Origin of the sequence: Panacibacter microcysteis (assembly GCF_015831355.1) — a bacterium.
GTDB lineage: Bacteria > Bacteroidota > Bacteroidia > Chitinophagales > Chitinophagaceae > Panacibacter > Panacibacter microcysteis.
This window is the reverse complement of sequence record NZ_JADWYR010000001.1, coordinates 2524641-2540835: the sequence shown is the minus strand read 5'-3', so window position 1 is coordinate 2540835 and position 16195 is coordinate 2524641. Positions and strand designations below refer to the sequence as shown.

Sequence of the window (16195 nt, the reverse complement as noted above, 5' to 3'; positions counted from 1 at the left end):
TACATAAACCGCTAAAGATGCGATAAAGTTATTGCCGGCACCTGGCTATAGAATAAGCATTGTGCTTTCGTTGCGTCGCACTCTTGTACTGCAAAACCACTGGCAACAACGATACTGCATGCCAGCCATCCTTTGCATAAGATTGTAAGATGAGTTATGTGTATCCGCAGCTTCGCCGTCAATAACTCACGATCATATTGTTACAACTATTTACTTTAATTTGTCAGATAATTTTTTTTATGGCAAAAAAGCGTGGTTTCCCTGCACCGTTAACCATTATTATGATCGTAATTGTGCTTGCTGCAATTGCTACATGGTTTGTGCCTGCAGGTTCTTACAACAGGCTATCATACGGGGAAAACCATTTTGTACTTACTTCGAAAGAAGCTGCAGTTACGTTGCCTGCCACGCAAGAAACGCTTGACAGTCTTGGCATAAAAATAGCCTTGGAAAAATTTTCCGGTGGCGATATTCGCAAACCCGTTGCGGTGCCGGGTACTTATAACCATGAACCAGCAGAAAGGCAAGGCATTATCAGTGTTCTCCAGGCGCCATTCAAGGGCATGTACGACACCATAGACATTATTTTATTTATACTTGCTACCGGAGGTTTTATCGCAATATTTTACGAATCAGGTGCGCTGGAAAAAGGCATTCAGGCTCTTGGGAGAAAAATGACAGGCAAAGAAAACAGCCTTATCATCATTTTCACTTTCCTGTTTGCATTAGGCGGCAGCAGTTATGGTATGGCTGAAGAAACAATAGCATTCTATCCCCTGCTGGTACCCATATTTCTCGCAGCCGGCTTCGATCTGCTGGTGCCCGTGGCTGTTATATTCTTAGGCTCCACTATCGGCACCATGGCGGCGGTCACCTGTCCCTTCTCTGTTATCATTGCATCAAACGCGGCAGGCATCAACTGGGTTGCGGGCACAGGTGGCCGCATTATCATGTTTGTACTTTGCACGGCAGTCACGATATCCTATATCCTTTATTACGGCAAAAAGGTAAAGCGTGATCCTTCCTGCTCTTTTGTGCGCAGGTTTGATGGAGACGTGAAGCCAAAATTCACCGTTACGGAAAATAACGACAACAATGAACTAAGCCTTCGCGATAAATTTGTTCTGTTACTTTTTGCTTTAACCTTTGGCATGCTGGTATATGGTGTGGTGGCATTAGGCTGGTGGCTGCTGGAAATGAGTGCATTGTTTTTTGCATCTTCACTGTTATTGGCGCTCATCATACGTACGCCCGAAAAAACATTTGTTGCTAAATTTATCCGTGGTGCAGAAGACCTCTTGTCTGTTGCATTCATAGTTGGCTTTGCCCGCGGCGTTACCATCATTCTCAACGATGGCCATATAAGTGATTCTATACTGTATTATGCCGCAGGCATTATACAGGGCATGCCTCCGGCACTGTTCATCATAAGCATATTTGTCTTATACCTTTTTTTAAGCATATTCATTGCTTCATCATCTGGCATGGCTGTGTTGACCATGCCCATCATTGCACCACTTGGCGTTATGATAGGCATGGACAACCTCCACATCGTAAACGCATACCTCTTTGGCATGGGCATTATGAACATTATTACGCCTACAGGCCTTGTGCTGCCTGCGCTTACCATGGTAAATGTCAGTTATAAAACATGGCTGCGTTTTATATTGCCTCTTTTGGTAATACTATTTTTCATGTCGATTATTTACCTGCTGATTGGTGTATTATTTTGATGACATAATTATACCGAAAGACAATTTTTTGCCTCAACCTGCCGAAAATCATTTTTTAATAATTTGCTGCTATTATCTTTGCGGCATGTTGAAACAGGTAGTAGCAAGCTTCATGTTGGTCATTTTTATGATGCAGACATTCAGCAATGCTGTTATTGTTGCAGACTATTACCTTAATACCACTGTGTTTGCTGCAAACTGCGAAAACAAAGACAAACCGCAGCTTCATTGTAACGGTCATTGCCAGATGGTAAAAAAAATAGACAGCGAGGGCAAAAAAGATCAGTCTAACCCGGATAGAAAAGCAGAAAACAAACTCGAAGTAATTTCTTCCAAAAATTTTTACCCTTCAGTAACCATCGTTTCACAGGAATCATTGCAGCAATTTGCTGTTTACAATGAGGGCAAACCCATACACCGCTCATCAGCAATCTTTCATCCTCCCTGTATTGGTTAACACCATTCGTTCAACCAATTTCTATCAACAAAAAAAATCTTCTATGACACGTCAGTATCATTGGCGTGATCCTGATGCGCTGCGCAAAGTACGCATACGTGTAAATGTGCTGCTTGTAATTGTTATCGGCACCATGATATGGTTGCAATATGATAACATCACCAGGTTCATACAACTGTTAAAATAACTGATCACAGAGACTATGCCCGCAACGATGACTACATGCAGCATCGCTGCTGACCAGGGCGAAAGCGTACAAGTGAGTGACACAACAGGAGCTGATGAAAGTATCAACAGCCGGTAAATAAATATTTATGAACCCGGCTCTTGTACCCTGGTTAAACTTCTGTTGCGTCGCACTCTTCAACGGCAGGAACTTTTCTGAACAAAGCGGAGCCTTTGTACATGCTTTATCTGTACCGGGCATGAATGATTACTGCATACAACTATTTAAGAACAACAAAACACACCATAAAAATTTTGCAATGAAAAAATTACCTGTTATTGCTGTGGCGCTAACCATACTTATGTTTTCCTGTAAAAAAGAAAGTAACACGCCGGATTTTTCTGCTACAGACAAGGGCGGCATCGGGATTGAATTTGATAATGTAGCAGGCGATGCAGACCTGGTACTTAACACGGCAGCATATACGAATGCTGTGGGTGAAACCTATAACATAACAAAATTCAACTACTATATAAGCAACATTGTTCTGCTCAATGAAAACGGGTCTGAATATACTGTTCCGAAAGATGAGAGTTACTTCCTTGTGGAAGAAGATAACGAGGCAACGCATGTGGTTGAACTTGAAAATGTGCCCGCAGGCAATTATACCGGCATAAGGTTTATTGTTGGTATTGACAGTTTGAAATGTACAGCGCCTGTTGAGGAACGTACCGGTGTGCTGGACCCCGCAGCCGGTGGCGCAGATATGTACTGGAGCTGGAACAGCGGCTATATCTTTTTGAAAATGGAAGGTACATCTTCAGCATCTGCAATGGGTGATTATATGTACCACATCGGTGGCTTTGGTGGTTACAGTTCGGCTACCATCAACAATATCAAAACCATTTCGCTTACGGTACCCGCAGGCGGAAAAGCTACCGTAAGAAAAGACATTACACCCGACATGCATTTACTTATTGATGCAAAAAAAGTGCTTGATGGCACTACCAATGTAAGCATTGCAGCAAACAGCATGGTAATGTTTAACGACTACTCGGTAAACATTGCCAACAATTACGCAAACATGTTCAGAATAGACCATGTACACAATGACTAGAATAATAAAGCCATTGCTGAAAAATGCGGCGCTGATAGCAGGCTGTGCCATATTAATCACTGCCTGTAACAAAAACGACAGCACATCACCAAAGGCAATGCCTTTGGTGATGCCTGCTAACTTTCCACCGCTTGTTTACGATCTTTCGGCTAACCCCATAACGGAAGAAGGTTTTATGCTGGGCAGAAAGCTGTTTTACGATCCTATATTATCTGCCGACAATACCATCAGTTGTGGGTTTTGCCACATACAGGGCAGCGCATTTACACAACATGGTCATAAGGTTAGCCATGGCATCAATGATAAAGTGGGTGTACGTAACTCACCACCCATTATGAACCTTGGCTGGTATACCAGCTTTTTCTGGGATGGCGGAGTATTCAACCTGGACCTGCAGCCGATAGCACCAATTGAAAATCCTGTAGAGATGGGTGAAACCATGCCCAATGTGCTTGCCAAATTAAATGCCAGTGCAGCTTACAGGCAACTATTCAGTAAGGCATTTGGCAGCAGTGAAATTACCAGCGGCAATATGCTGAAAGCATTATCTCAGTTCATGTTGCAGTGCATCAGCGCGAACTCGAGGTACGACAAATATGTGCGCAACGAAGGCGAAACCTTTACGGAAGATGAGAAGGCGGGTATGCAAATATTTCAGCAAAAATGCAGCAGTTGCCATAGCACCGATCTTTTTACAGATAATGATTTTCACAACAACGGGCTGGTGCCAACAATAGTGAATGACAGCGGCAGGTTTAAAATAACGCTGAACCCGGCAGACATGTACAAATTTAAAACACCCAGCCTGCGCAATGTGGCCAATACGCCACCCTACATGCACGATGGGAGGCTTTTTACACTTGAAGCGGTATTGGACCATTATAGCAGCGGTATGGCAGACAGCCCAACGCTTGACCCTTTACTTAAGCAAAACGGTACACCTGGAATACCATTGCTACCGGCTGAAAAAACACAACTGATCGCTTTCCTGCATACACTTTCAGATGAACAATTTTTAAGAGACAAAAAACTCAGTGAACAATGAAAAAGACAATGCTTTATTTGATTGCAACGGTATTGTGCTCCTGCGGTAATACCGTACAGGAGAACACAGCTTCTGCAGACAGCAGTATGCATATGGCGCATGATACTGCGGCACATCCCGATTTCAGCCGTGTTACTTTTGCTTCCCGGCGAGATACTACCTGCCGTATGCCGCTGAGCGCGGGCATTGCAGACACTGCAATTGTGGAGGGTAAGGTGTATGGATTTTGCTCGAAGGAATGCAAAGATGAGTTTGTAAAAACACTGAGCGCCAAAGCTCACCATTGAACGGAACGATGAACGTAATGCGACGCAACAGGAGCTCAATCTGTGTTACTGTTGCCGGTAACCAACTAATTAAATATGAAAAAAATTATCACGCTTACAGTATTGTTACTGGTAGCCGGCAATCTTCTTGCCTGCGATATTTGCGGCTGCGGAGTGGGCAGCTACTACCTGGGTATTTTGCCCGATTTTAAAAAACGCTTTATCGGCTTACGGTACCAGCACAAAGGATTAACAACACACATTAGTGCAGACGGAAGTGTAAGTTACCTTACCAGCCAGGAAATATACCAGACTGCAGAAGTGTGGGGTGCATTTAATATTGGTAAGCGTTTTCGCATAATGGGTTTTGTTCCCGTAAACTTTAACGAGCGGCTAAACCAGGGTAAAACAACATCGAAAAGTGGTATGGGAGATATTGCTGTGCTTGGCTATTTTAAATTACTTGACCGCCAAAAAACAATTGGCGACAAACGTTTTGCTCAGTCGCTTTGGGTAGGTGGCGGCATCAAACTGCCTGTTGGAACTTACGACCCTACAGATGCCAACATTGCTCAAAACACACAAAATACGTTTCAGCTTGGCACCGGCAGTGTTGATTTTACGGTCAATGCTATGTATGATGTGCGTCTGCAGGACGCAGGCATCAACACCAACGTCAGCTATAAAATAAATACTGCAAACAAATATGATTACCGCTATGGCAATAAATTGACAGGCAATGTACTTGCTTACTATAAGTTCAACATCAAAAACAAACTAACCATCGCACCAAACGCGGGTATTATGTACGAGACTGCACAAAAAGACCTGAATGCACGTAAACACTTTGTAGACGAGAGCGGGGGTTACAGCATGATGGGTATTTTAGGCGTAGAATGCAATATCAAAAACATTGCTTTCGGTGGCAATTATCAATCTCCGCTGGCGCAAACGCTGGCCGGCAACAGGGTAAAAGCAAAAGACAGGTTTATGGTGCATGTGTCTTTTAGTTTTTAATGTTATGGGCCCGGCATTGGAATGCATGGCAACACCTGTTGCGTCGCACTCTTCAGCGGTGGGAACTTTATTAGGCCAACGCGAAGAATGAAGCGAGCAACAACGCTTTGTTACAGGCTCAGTAACTGACCGGGCGTTGAGCGTATATAACAAACTTTTAAAATTACGCTTACCCAAAGTGATGAAAAAAGTACACACGCTTTTCATTTGTGCTGTATAATACCTGCTGGCGTTCTTTTTGCCAAATGATGCATAAATAACATATATGGCAAAAAAGAGAGAAAAGGACTTTTACATTTCTGCAAAGACAGATTCCTTTTTTCTTGACATTTATGGCGCATATCAGTTCATAAAGCTTTTTTTTAAAGAACTTTTTCTGCCGCCTTATGAAGGCAAAGAAATATTGCGTCAATGTTATGATATCGGTTACCGCTCCTTAGGACTTATTACCCTTACAGGCTTTATTACAGGACTTGTATTTACAAAGCAATCAAGACCGTCACTGGCAGAGTTTGGTGCTACTTCATGGTTACCATCGCTTATTGCTATTGCAATTATAAGGGCACTTGCACCGCTTGTTACGGCATTGATAGCTGCCGGTAAAGTAGGGTCTAATATTGGCGCCGAACTGGGCTCTATGCGTGTAACAGAGCAAATAGATGCAATGGAAGTTTCTGCCACTAATCCATTTAAGTTTCTGGTTGTTACACGGGTAATTGCTACAACAATCGTAGTACCTATACTGGCAATCTATTCAGGCTTTGTAGGCATGGCAGGCGCCTATCTCAATATTGCAGCAAATGAACACATCAGCGTAAAAGCGTTCCTGCAATCGGCTTTCAACAGCATTAATTTTCTTGATATAACAACCTCTGTTATCAAAGCAGTGGTATTTGGTTTTACAGTGGGTATTGTGGGTTGTTATAAAGGTTATTACACAACACAAGGTACGCAGGGTGTTGGTAAATCAGCCAACTCGGCTGTGGTAATTTCCATGTTTCTCATATTTATGGAAGAGATGATCATTGTGCAAATCGTAAACTTCTTCAGAACCGGCGGATGAAAAAACATACACCACATATTGATAAGAATGAAACGGTCATTCATATAAAGAACCTGCAAAAGTCTTTTGGCAATAACCATGTTTTGCGCGGTATAGACCTGGATGTATACAAGGGAGAGAATGTTGTGGTGCTTGGAAGATCTGGAACCGGAAAATCTGTACTGATAAAAATCATTGCCGGCTTACTGATGCCTGATGCCGGGCATGTTGAAGTGTTGCAACAGGAAATTGAACACATCAGTTTGCAGGAATTAAGGGCGCTGAGGTTGCATATAGGCTTTTCATTTCAGAACAGTGCATTGTATGATAGTATGACCATTTATGAAAACCTGCAATTTCCGCTGGTAAGAAATATGCGCAATCTTTCCAGAAGTGATATTGACAAGGCCATTTATGATGTACTGGAAGCAGTGGGACTATTGCAAACCAAAGACCAGCGTCCTTCCGAGCTGTCTGGCGGCCAGCGAAAAAGAATAGGTATTGCCAGAACACTTATCCTTAAACCAGACATTATGTTGTACGATGAACCTACTGCAGGTCTCGATCCTATCACGAGTATGGAGATCAATAACCTGATCAATGAAGTACAGGAGAATTTTCATACAAGTTCGATCATCATTACACACGACCTTACCTGCGCAAAAACAACCGGTGACCGTATTGCGGTACTGCTGGACGGCACTTTTACCGCACAGGGCACTTTTGAAGAAGTGTTTGCCCAGGCAGACGAAAGGATACAAAGTTTTTATGACTATAACTTTATTAACGGCAAATGAAAAACGCAAAAAATAAAAGAGCAATCATTGTTGGCATATTTATCTGTGTTGGCATTGCCATATTTATCACAACCATCTTTACCATTGGCGGAGAGAAAAAATCTTTCAGTAAAAAATTTCCTGTGAAAGCAATTTTTACAGACATTAATGGTTTGCAGGAAGGAGATAACATTTGGTTTTCCGGGGTAAAGATTGGTACAGTAAAAAAGATAGACCTGCAGGGCAATGCAAAAGTGGAAGTAACAATGAACGTAGATGAAAAGGCTAAACCCTTTATTAAAAAAGATGCAAGAGTAAAAATTAGTTCTGATGGCTTTATTGGCAATAAATTGCTGGTAATATTCGAAGGCACGCCAAACACCCAGCCTGTTGCAGAGAATGACGTTCTACAAACGGTTACCATGCCCAGCACAGAAGATCTTTTTACAACACTGCAGGCTAACAGCCAGAACCTGCTTGCCATTACGGGCAACTTTAAAGAGATCAGCAAACGAATCAACGACGGTGATGGCTCTGTTGGCGCGCTGATCAACGATAAAACGTTATCTGTTAAGCTCAACAATACATTAGAAAATTTCAGAAAAGCATCCCTTGGTTCGCAAAAAGCTATTAACGATATACAATCTTTTACAGCAGCATTGAATAACCCCAACCATGCAGTACATCAACTGGTAACAGATACTATTATGACCGATCTGCTACGAAGCAGTATTGTACAATTGCGGGAAGCAACCTATACCGCGTCTAATTTTGTAAATGAACTGGAAGCTGCTTCTGAAAAACTGAATGATGCAACCTCACCGGCAGGCGTTTTACTAAACGACCAGCAAACAGCGGAAGCACTAAAGGCAACCATTCTCAACCTGCGTTCAGGCAGTAAAAAGCTGGATGAAGACCTGGAAGCATTACAGCACAACTTTTTACTGAGAGGCTATTTTAAAAAGAAAGAAAAAGAAGAAAAGAAAAAAGACTAACCTTCCGCCGCAGCTTTGTATGATAGCTGTACATAGTTGTACAATGCATAAATCCATAACTTTAGCTGCTATAAAAAGCTACGTATACATATATGGAACAACAACTTTTTGAAGCAGTAGACCAGTACATCTGCAACCTGGTAGCGCAGGAAGATGAAGCCCTGCAGGCCACGGTGGAGTCTATAACAAACAACAACATTCCGCAGATAAGCATTTCTGCGGGCCAGGGAAAGTTTTTACAGGTAATGGCCAGGTTATGCAACGCAAAAAAAATACTCGAACTGGGTACACTGGCCGGTTATAGTACCATATGGATGGCAAGGGCATTACCAAAAGATGGAAAACTTATAAGCCTGGAGTATGAAGCACTGCATGCAAAAGTTGCAACGGAAAATATCAGCCATGCCGGCCTTGGTGATGTGGTTGAAATTCGCTTAGGCAGCGCCATAGATCTGTTGCCGGTATTAAAACAGGAAGGGCATGTATTCGATATGATTTTTATTGATGCCGATAAACCACCATATGCTGAATACTTCCAATGGGCATTGCAGCTCTCTCACCCGGGTACATTGATCATTGCAGACAATGTAATACGCGAAGGCAAAGTGTTGGAAAGTGATCATGAAGATGAAAGGGTAAGAGGTGTTGATCGCTTTAACCGCCTGCTTGCCGAAACAAAAAGCGTAACAGCATCCATCATACAAACAGTAGGTGCAAAGGAACATGATGGAATGGCCATTGCTGTTGTAAACCAACATATATAAAAACATAATAAATGCGCCGGCTTTGCCGGCGCATTTATTATTGATGCTACACAAAAAATTCTTCTGATATCACTTTGCCATCTTTTACCTTGTACATACAAAGCTCCGTCATGTCCATCTCCCCGCCCTGTTTCATAACTACATGCATGCGTATGGTACATGCAAACACATTACCTGCTACCAGAGGCTCAGATACTTCAATACCTTTCATCTCCTGTACCATAGAAGCCCATATTTTACCCTTCTCTTTAATAGCTTCTTTGCCCGTTGTTTCTTTTTTGAATTCAGGTGTAGCATAAGGTTCAACGCTTATGGCATCTGCTGCATAAAGTTCTTCCTGCGCAGTTTCAAAATCGCCTTTACGGCATAATTCCACCAATCGGCTGGCAATTTCTTGTGTTGTCATAAATTAGTTTTTAATGTGTGTAAGTTATCAAAATTCTAACGCCGCTGAAGTTATATAATAAAAAATAATCATACATAATATAAATATAACATTTACCCGAACTGCATAAGCCGATTATTGGTTTGTGGCCCTGGCTGCACTGCTACTATCGGCACCTGTTGTGTCACTCACTTGTACTGCAACAAGTATTGCAGCACAGGCTATCTTGCAGTGTATATGCCCAACCTGCTTTGGCAATGATATAGCAAAAGATCCAGGCTTGCTATACAAACATGCCGCACTGCCGGAACGCTGCAGCCGCCATAACAACCGAACCCTGAAGTGAGTGACACAACCGCCGATGCCATGAAATACCAGAGTTGGCTACAAAAAAATTACCTTCACGCCATAACGGGTAATAATGAAAGCAAAAGCACTTAACCTCTCTCCTATGCTGGAGACAAAAGATCTGCCGGCAACAAAAGATTTTTATACAGCCATACTGGGCTTTAATTGCGATACGTACAGTGAAGAATGGGGCTGGGCGCACTTTTCGAAAGATGAGATAGCGATCATGTTTAGTAAACCCAATGAAGAAAGAAATATTCCTGAACCTATCATGAGCGGCTCGCTATACATAACTGTAGACGATATAGACAGCGTGTGGGATGAATTAAAATATAACTGCAGCATTTGCTACCCCATAGAAAATTTTGAATACGGCATGCGTGAATTTGGAGTATTTGATAACAACGGTTACCTGCTGCAGTTTGGTGAAGTGATCAACAAGAATATTCCGTTGGATTAATCTCTTGCCCAGTAATCTACTACAAGTGCTTTATCAAGATAAGGCTTTAGCACTTCTACAAATGCCTTGTGGTCTGCGTGAACAAGATATTCATCGCGGTCTTTTTCGCTTGCAAACGTTACAAAGAAACAGTGTGTAAAGCCCTGGTTAATGTTTTCGGGGCTGTTGTTTTTGCCAAACTCAAAATCTTTGATGAGTTTAATTTTGCCCTTCAGTGCCCGGAAGGCATCTTCCACTTTCTGCACGTCTGCAGCTTTTGCATCATCTTTAAATTTGAATAATACTACGTGTCTCAATACTTTTTCTTTTTCCATACTTTTTTGTGCAAATAATGCGGGTGTTGCAAGCAATACGAGCAATACACAGGTAACGATCTTTTTCATTGTTTACTTTTTATTTGTTTTGTTGTGGCAGGTTCTTTTTGATAATGTAGATGACCGAACTGCAGCGCTTTACATTGTTCAGCGTGCGCATATTGGAGCGCAGGCCAGACCAGAAAGCCGCAACCAGGTTGTTCTTTCCTGTTTTATATTGCTCGCTAAGCATACTTACATAAAAACTGTCGAACCACATAGGCTTGTATTCAACAATTTTAAAACCGTGCTGCTTTACCAGTGCATTAAGGCTTTTGGGAGAAAAGTGATAGAGATGCCTTGGCACATCGTAAGCCGCCCACATATCATCGTACTTTTTTGCATCGTAACTGGTATAGTTGGGTACAGCGATAAACAGCGTACCGTCTTTTTTCAGTATACGGCTGAACGCTTCTATGTATTCATGCAACTGGTGTACATGCTCTAATACATGCCACATTGTAATAGCATCAAATGTTTCAGGCTTGTAAGAAAAGATGGCACTCATATCGCCCAGTTGCAGGCTGTAATTTTTCAGCGCGTTTTCCTTAGCCGTTTTATCGGGTTCCAGCGCCACCACCTTCCAGCCTGCATCATGCATCTCATGTGCAAAGGCGCCGGTACCGGCACCTACATCGAGCAAAGACGCTTTTCTTTTACCGCTTTCTTTTTCCACCATGCGCCGCTTTGCTTTCAGTGTGTAATTTCTTACCGTATGGTATAACCTGTTTACAAGACCCTGCTTTGTGTCGGAATGTGAAACGTAGGCAGCAGACTGGTAATATTTGCCAATGGCTGATGCTTCGGGAACATCCTGCGTAAACCTGCATGAGCAATTATAGCAATGCCATACCGGGAACACTTCCCCGCTTACGGTATGGTCTTTGGCCTCTAATGCATATGAAATGTGATTACTCCTGCAAACCGGGCACTGGCTATATGTTATGGTTTTGCTCATGTTGCAACAAAGAAAGTAAAGTTTCAGTTAAAAAATACCGTGCCACAGGTACTAGTTTTTTTATCCCACACATGTTTCTTTACTTTAACTTTCATAAATAATGGGCAGACTATTCAAAAATATCCGCGGCCTTGCACAACCGGCCGTTTTCTTCATACCATTTACCTTTTACTTTATCTTGTTTACGGTGGGGCTGGTATTTGCAAATTACTGGCTGCATAACAGGTTACTTGCACCTGAAAGTTCCTTTACGGCTATTTTACAACTGCTCGTTAAAACCGGCACATGGTTTCTTATCATTATACTATGGGTGGCTCTGCTTTCGGTGGTTATTTCATTCCTTATTTTCCTGGCGAAAAAAAGAAGCAATCACATCAACGTATCCATCAAAACATTACCGGCGCTCCACAACAACCATCCTGCACAAAAGATTCATATATCAGTAAACCCTGTTGTAAAGCCATTGCTTGGTTTTATCAAACTTCGTTTGCAATACGATCATAACCTTTATTCAGATAAATTTTTATTGGCTGAGGCAAAACAACAACAGCTTTTTTCCACCAGTTTTTCCGGCGACTACGAATGGAAGCTGCCCGAAATAAAAGAATACCATGTACAAAAACTGATCGTTTATTTCGAAGACTTTTTCCAGTTCTTCTCCTTTACAGTCTCATTGCCTGTACAGGATCGGTTTCATACACATCCCTTCGCACCGCCGGTAAAGAATGTACAGCTTACACCGCGCAAGACAGAAGATACTGCTACAAGAATCGAAGAACTGAAGCGGGTAGAAGGTGAATACATCAACTATAAAAATTTTGAAGACAATGATGATGTGCGCCGCATAGTGTGGAAAGTATATGCTAAAAACAAAGAGCTTGTTGTGCGTATTCCTGAAGTGCTCGATCCCTATGCATCACATGCATATATCTACCCTTCGTTTTATACAGGTTTTGATATTGCCGGTAGCCCCACAGCAGAAATATATTTTCTCAACTATTACAAAACGGTTTTGTGGGGCATTTATCAGCAACTGCAAAAGCAGGGTTTTGAATTGAAATTTATACAGGACCAGCAAACCCCCGTTAAACATTTCAATGACCATGCGCAAATGGTTCAATATGCCATTACCACCAGTAAATGGCAAAACGATAAAGCATTAAAAGAGTTTGTAAACAACAAAGATGCATCACTGGTTATTGTATCGTCTTTTAGTATAGCAGATGAGTTGCAAAACATGCTGGACTCAGTTGGCGGCAATACCGTCATTGTATTTGTAAAGCTTAGCAGAAGCCTGCACTATAGTTATTTTACAGGCATACTCAAATGGCTTTTTGTACAGGCCGAAAAAAATGAGCTCGACGTGTACAAATCAAAGTGGCAATTGTCTTTACTAAGACCGAAGGTTATGCAGAACGAAAGAAGAATAGAGGCCATGCTGGAAAAGTACAGTAAAACAATGGTTATATAATTATCAGGCAGGCAATGGAACAAGTGCCAGGCTTCGTTGTGTCACTCACTTGTACGCCTTGTCCGCTATGGAGCGATAGCGATCAGGTTACAGCAACGTCTAAAAAAATTTGTACAGCATTTCACCTGCAAGAAGAAATTGGAGATCAGATAACACAGGCAACATACCTCGTCAACACTTAAGAGTAAGGTATACGGCACATTAAACAATAACAAATGCCAATTGGAAAGGTACATAGCTGGAAAAAAGTAGTCGCACAGATCATATTGCTGGCAATACCTTCTGCTGCGCTGATGTATTATATTGTCTGGAAGGCCAACAGTTTCTACAATATCCTGCAAAACGACTGGCTCATGCAAGGCAGTTATTTTGCTGCGGGCATTATTGCAGCCATCATATTTTACAGTTACAGGTTCAGGTTTATTACCACAACACTTGTATTACTTATCATCTACTGGATAGGTTACCAGGCAATCGGCAATTACGCTGTTGGAGAATTTGATGCATTCTTTGCGTCCATAAAATTTTTGCTCTTTGCTATCTTGTTCACCATTGGCTGGCTTACCGGCTTCGGGCTTTCGCGAACAAGATTTTACACTATTTTCTGGAGTGTTTTTCTGCTTGCCTCGCAGGCCATCATTGTAAGTAAAACATCAGATTTTAAAGCCGCAACCATTATCGGCAATTTTGCACCAATACTTGCGTATGCTTTTTATATCATTTTTACTGCAGAGCTCATACGCAACATGAATGAAGATGAAAAACGCTTCGGCTGGTTCATCATTAAAAGACTGGTTGGGTTTGCAGTAGTATTGATGGCTATTCTTCTTGGCATACTCATGACATTCAACGCAGACTTTAAAGCGATTGAAAAAGAATGGGGCAATGCAAAAGCCAATTACGACGATAAGAACAGTGGCAGCGAAAGCATGACTAAAAAGAACAAGGATGGCAGTGTAAGCAATAAAGACCAGACCCGCTTGACCAGCTCTTTAAGCAAAGGCAAAAGGCTGGTGTTTGTGGCCAAACTGGATAACTTTTTTAGCGACAAGCGCACCCCGAACCCGCTTTACTTCACAGCTTACTATTACACAAAATTCGATACGCTTACACAAACATTCGAAACAGACCCGGCAATGCCGGCCAACGACCTGTTCAGGCCCGACCCTTCAAAAATACCAATCTACTTTGCCAAAACTGATTCTGCCGTAATAAAGAATACCAATGCTACACTTAGCAGGAAAGTAGTTACGGCAGAGGTATATAAAGTATTGCTGGCACCGGATGAATACATAGCGCCCTCCACTGCATTCTTTTGCCAGCCCATTCCTGTTGGTGAAGAGTACAAAGAACAATACAAAAGTGCTTATCGTGCAAAAATGTGGGTAAGCGATTTAAACAGCGCGTACTTCATCTATAATCCCGCCGGTAACCCGGTACTGGAACAATTCCAGGAAGCACGCTTCCAAACGTTGCGTAACGTGAAAGATTTTTCAGCACTTGATAAAAAGATGAAGGACTACTACACCTTCATGCCATCGAATAAAGAATATGATAGCCTGAAAGCATTGGCGCTGCGTATTACAGCAAACGCAAAAACACCTGTCGATAAAATGATTGCTATCCGCGATTACTTTTTGAGCAAGGATGAATTTGATCAACCCTTGTATAAGTATTCAGACAATCCCGGCATACCAGGCATACCGAGCGCAAGCAAGCTCAACTATTTTCTGTTTGAAAACAGGAAAGGATACTGTGCATATTTTGCCGGCGCCACATTGTTTATGCTGCGGGCCATTGGTGTTCCATCAAGAATTGCAGCAGGTTTCCTTACGATCGACAGAAGCAGCAAAAACCCGGGCTGGTACTGGTTTTACGAAGACCAGGCACATGCCTGGGTGCAGGTATACTTCCCCGGTTATGGGTGGATAGATTTTGATACCACAATCCCCGATGTTAATACACAACAGGCCCCTCAGCCAGATGAGACCCCGCCACTAAATATGCAGGATGCTTACTTTGTGGCAGATGGATTCGTTACCGCTGTTGATACAGTAGCCAAAAGAATTAAGCTTGATGTAAACCGCGTGTTGTTTCACGATAAAGATTTTGAAACCAATACAGCAAAAAATATAGAACTCGATGTGTCCATTGCATCCATCTCCAAGGATACCGGCACTGTACCTCTCGGTACTGTCAAAAAAGGCATGCATATTACAGCAGCTTCGTATGCAGAAGCATTGAAAGATATCAGGCCTGCTGATGATGACAGCCTGTTATCTGTGCTGGCAAAAGTGCCCAACCCCGCTCCGATTGACCAGGTAAAAATTATTGAAGAAGAAAACAAGCAGAAACAAAAAGATGCTCAACAGGCAACGGCAGATCAGCCCACCGACTGGATCAAAGTATTGTGGCTCTCTTTGGCGGTTATCGGCGGTTTCGCAATACTTGTTTTACTTACGCCATGGTTTATCTGGCAATATTATCATGCAGCAGCACGTGGTGCAAAAGATGGCAAACAGAAAGCATTTAACAGCCATAGGGCAGTAATGTTTTACTTAAACCAGCTTGGCTACAGCAGAAACAATACCGGCCCGCAAGGGTTCGCATCAACAATAGATCAACAATTCAAAACAAATTTTGCATCGTTTAGTAATGTGTACCAGAAATTGAAATACAGTTCTCTGCCGCTCACTAAAGCGGAAGAAAAAAATGTGCAGGATTTTTACGCGCCGTTTATACAAAGCATACGCCGCCAGGTGCCATTTAAAACAAGGGCATCCAGGTTCATCAATATTTATAATACAATCGCATACTTTACCCCAAGTAAAAACAAATAACT

At 42.2% G+C, this 16195-nt stretch carries 17 protein-coding genes; 14 read left to right on the top strand and 3 right to left on the bottom strand.

Features of this window, described 5'->3' with window-relative positions:
- Positions 1 to 239: 239 nt before the first annotated feature.
- The 11 genes from I5907_RS10365 (at position 240) to I5907_RS10315 (ending at position 9378) form a co-directional block, all read left to right on the top strand.
- Positions 240 to 1733, top strand: coding sequence for a YfcC family protein (locus I5907_RS10365; protein ID WP_196990640.1), 1494 nt, complete (start codon positions 240 to 242; stop codon positions 1731 to 1733).
- An 85-nt stretch (positions 1734 to 1818) separates the two neighbouring features.
- Positions 1819 to 2190, top strand: coding sequence for a hypothetical protein (locus I5907_RS10360; protein WP_196990639.1), 372 nt, complete (start codon positions 1819 to 1821; stop codon positions 2188 to 2190).
- A gap of 43 nt (positions 2191 to 2233) precedes the next feature.
- A complete protein-coding gene (locus tag I5907_RS10355) occupies positions 2234 to 2377 on the top strand; it encodes a hypothetical protein (RefSeq protein WP_196990638.1) in 144 nt (47 codons plus the stop codon).
- 298 nt (positions 2378 to 2675) lie between these two features.
- Positions 2676 to 3473: an MbnP family protein gene (locus tag I5907_RS10350; RefSeq protein WP_196990637.1), complete on the top strand. Its 798-nt coding sequence runs from the start codon at positions 2676 to 2678 to the stop codon at positions 3471 to 3473.
- Positions 3466 to 4518, top strand: coding sequence for a cytochrome-c peroxidase (locus I5907_RS10345; RefSeq protein WP_196990636.1), 1053 nt, complete (start codon positions 3466 to 3468; stop codon positions 4516 to 4518). The genes I5907_RS10350 and I5907_RS10345 overlap by 8 nt, the downstream gene beginning before the upstream one ends.
- Positions 4515 to 4805, top strand: a complete 291-nt coding sequence (locus I5907_RS10340) for a hypothetical protein (RefSeq protein ID WP_196990635.1) — start codon at positions 4515 to 4517, stop codon at positions 4803 to 4805. The genes I5907_RS10345 and I5907_RS10340 overlap by 4 nt, the downstream gene beginning before the upstream one ends.
- 75 nt (positions 4806 to 4880) lie before the next feature.
- The gene (locus I5907_RS10335) at positions 4881 to 5801 is read left to right on the top strand and encodes a transporter family protein (RefSeq protein WP_196990634.1); all 921 of its coding nucleotides are present in this window, start codon (positions 4881 to 4883) and stop codon (positions 5799 to 5801) included.
- 265 nt (positions 5802 to 6066) lie between these two features.
- A complete protein-coding gene (locus tag I5907_RS10330) occupies positions 6067 to 6864 on the top strand; it encodes an MlaE family ABC transporter permease (RefSeq protein ID WP_196990633.1) in 798 nt (265 codons plus the stop codon).
- Positions 6861 to 7640 carry an ABC transporter ATP-binding protein gene (locus tag I5907_RS10325; protein WP_196990632.1) on the top strand — a complete coding sequence of 260 codons (780 nt, stop codon included), beginning with the start codon at positions 6861 to 6863 and terminating at the stop codon, positions 7638 to 7640. Before I5907_RS10330 ends, I5907_RS10325 begins: the two co-directional genes overlap by 4 nt.
- A complete protein-coding gene (locus tag I5907_RS10320) occupies positions 7637 to 8614 on the top strand; it encodes an MlaD family protein (RefSeq protein WP_196990631.1) in 978 nt (325 codons plus the stop codon). Before I5907_RS10325 ends, I5907_RS10320 begins: the two co-directional genes overlap by 4 nt.
- A 92-nt stretch (positions 8615 to 8706) precedes the next feature.
- Positions 8707 to 9378 (top strand): O-methyltransferase, encoded by a 672-nt coding sequence (locus I5907_RS10315; protein WP_196990630.1) that lies wholly within the window; start codon positions 8707 to 8709, stop codon positions 9376 to 9378.
- Positions 9379 to 9424: 46 nt separating this feature from the next.
- On the opposite strand, the gene I5907_RS10310 is transcribed toward I5907_RS10315, so the two are convergent.
- Positions 9425 to 9784: a SnoaL-like domain-containing protein gene (locus tag I5907_RS10310; RefSeq protein ID WP_196990629.1), complete on the bottom strand. Its 360-nt coding sequence runs from the start codon at positions 9782 to 9784 to the stop codon at positions 9425 to 9427.
- A 400-nt stretch (positions 9785 to 10184) separates the two neighbouring features.
- On the opposite strand from I5907_RS10310, the gene I5907_RS10305 reads away from it, so the two are divergent.
- Positions 10185 to 10571, top strand: coding sequence for a VOC family protein (locus tag I5907_RS10305; RefSeq protein WP_196990628.1), 387 nt, complete (start codon positions 10185 to 10187; stop codon positions 10569 to 10571).
- On the opposite strand, the gene I5907_RS10300 is transcribed toward I5907_RS10305, so the two are convergent.
- Positions 10568 to 10954, bottom strand: a complete 387-nt coding sequence (locus tag I5907_RS10300; RefSeq protein ID WP_196990627.1) for a Dabb family protein — start codon at positions 10952 to 10954, stop codon at positions 10568 to 10570. The genes I5907_RS10305 and I5907_RS10300 overlap by 4 nt on opposite strands.
- Before the next feature lie 10 nt (positions 10955 to 10964).
- Positions 10965 to 11882: a class I SAM-dependent methyltransferase gene (locus I5907_RS10295; protein WP_196990626.1), complete on the bottom strand. Its 918-nt coding sequence runs from the start codon at positions 11880 to 11882 to the stop codon at positions 10965 to 10967.
- A gap of 100 nt (positions 11883 to 11982) precedes the next feature.
- Between I5907_RS10295 and I5907_RS10290 the strand changes: the two genes are divergently transcribed.
- Positions 11983 to 13353, top strand: a complete 1371-nt coding sequence (locus tag I5907_RS10290; RefSeq protein WP_196990625.1) for a DUF58 domain-containing protein — start codon at positions 11983 to 11985, stop codon at positions 13351 to 13353.
- Between the two features lie 215 nt (positions 13354 to 13568).
- Positions 13569 to 16193 carry a transglutaminase-like domain-containing protein gene (locus I5907_RS10285; protein WP_196990624.1) on the top strand — a complete coding sequence of 875 codons (2625 nt, stop codon included), beginning with the start codon at positions 13569 to 13571 and terminating at the stop codon, positions 16191 to 16193.
- The last annotated feature ends 2 nt before the right edge of the window (positions 16194 to 16195 follow it).

Excerpts from the sequence above, each read along its gene's own strand:
- I5907_RS10365 (WP_196990640.1), top strand. The coding sequence starts at position 240 with ATGGCAAAAAAGCGTGGTTTCCCTGCACCGTTAACCATTATTATGATC.
- I5907_RS10360 (WP_196990639.1), top strand. The coding sequence starts at position 1,819 with ATGTTGAAACAGGTAGTAGCAAGCTTCATGTTGGTCATTTTTATGATG.
- I5907_RS10355 (WP_196990638.1), top strand. The coding sequence starts at position 2,234 with ATGACACGTCAGTATCATTGGCGTGATCCTGATGCGCTGCGCAAAGTA.
- I5907_RS10350 (WP_196990637.1), top strand. The coding sequence starts at position 2,676 with ATGAAAAAATTACCTGTTATTGCTGTGGCGCTAACCATACTTATGTTT.
- I5907_RS10345 (WP_196990636.1), top strand. The coding sequence starts at position 3,466 with ATGACTAGAATAATAAAGCCATTGCTGAAAAATGCGGCGCTGATAGCA.
- I5907_RS10340 (WP_196990635.1), top strand. The coding sequence starts at position 4,515 with ATGAAAAAGACAATGCTTTATTTGATTGCAACGGTATTGTGCTCCTGC.
- I5907_RS10335 (WP_196990634.1), top strand. The coding sequence starts at position 4,881 with ATGAAAAAAATTATCACGCTTACAGTATTGTTACTGGTAGCCGGCAAT.
- I5907_RS10330 (WP_196990633.1), top strand. The coding sequence starts at position 6,067 with ATGGCAAAAAAGAGAGAAAAGGACTTTTACATTTCTGCAAAGACAGAT.
- I5907_RS10325 (WP_196990632.1), top strand. The coding sequence starts at position 6,861 with ATGAAAAAACATACACCACATATTGATAAGAATGAAACGGTCATTCAT.
- I5907_RS10320 (WP_196990631.1), top strand. The coding sequence starts at position 7,637 with ATGAAAAACGCAAAAAATAAAAGAGCAATCATTGTTGGCATATTTATC.
- I5907_RS10315 (WP_196990630.1), top strand. The coding sequence starts at position 8,707 with ATGGAACAACAACTTTTTGAAGCAGTAGACCAGTACATCTGCAACCTG.
- I5907_RS10310 (WP_196990629.1), bottom strand. The coding sequence starts at position 9,784 with ATGACAACACAAGAAATTGCCAGCCGATTGGTGGAATTATGCCGTAAA.
- I5907_RS10305 (WP_196990628.1), top strand. The coding sequence starts at position 10,185 with ATGAAAGCAAAAGCACTTAACCTCTCTCCTATGCTGGAGACAAAAGAT.
- I5907_RS10300 (WP_196990627.1), bottom strand. The coding sequence starts at position 10,954 with ATGAAAAAGATCGTTACCTGTGTATTGCTCGTATTGCTTGCAACACCC.
- I5907_RS10295 (WP_196990626.1), bottom strand. The coding sequence starts at position 11,882 with ATGAGCAAAACCATAACATATAGCCAGTGCCCGGTTTGCAGGAGTAAT.
- I5907_RS10290 (WP_196990625.1), top strand. The coding sequence starts at position 11,983 with ATGGGCAGACTATTCAAAAATATCCGCGGCCTTGCACAACCGGCCGTT.
- I5907_RS10285 (WP_196990624.1), top strand. The coding sequence starts at position 13,569 with ATGCCAATTGGAAAGGTACATAGCTGGAAAAAAGTAGTCGCACAGATC.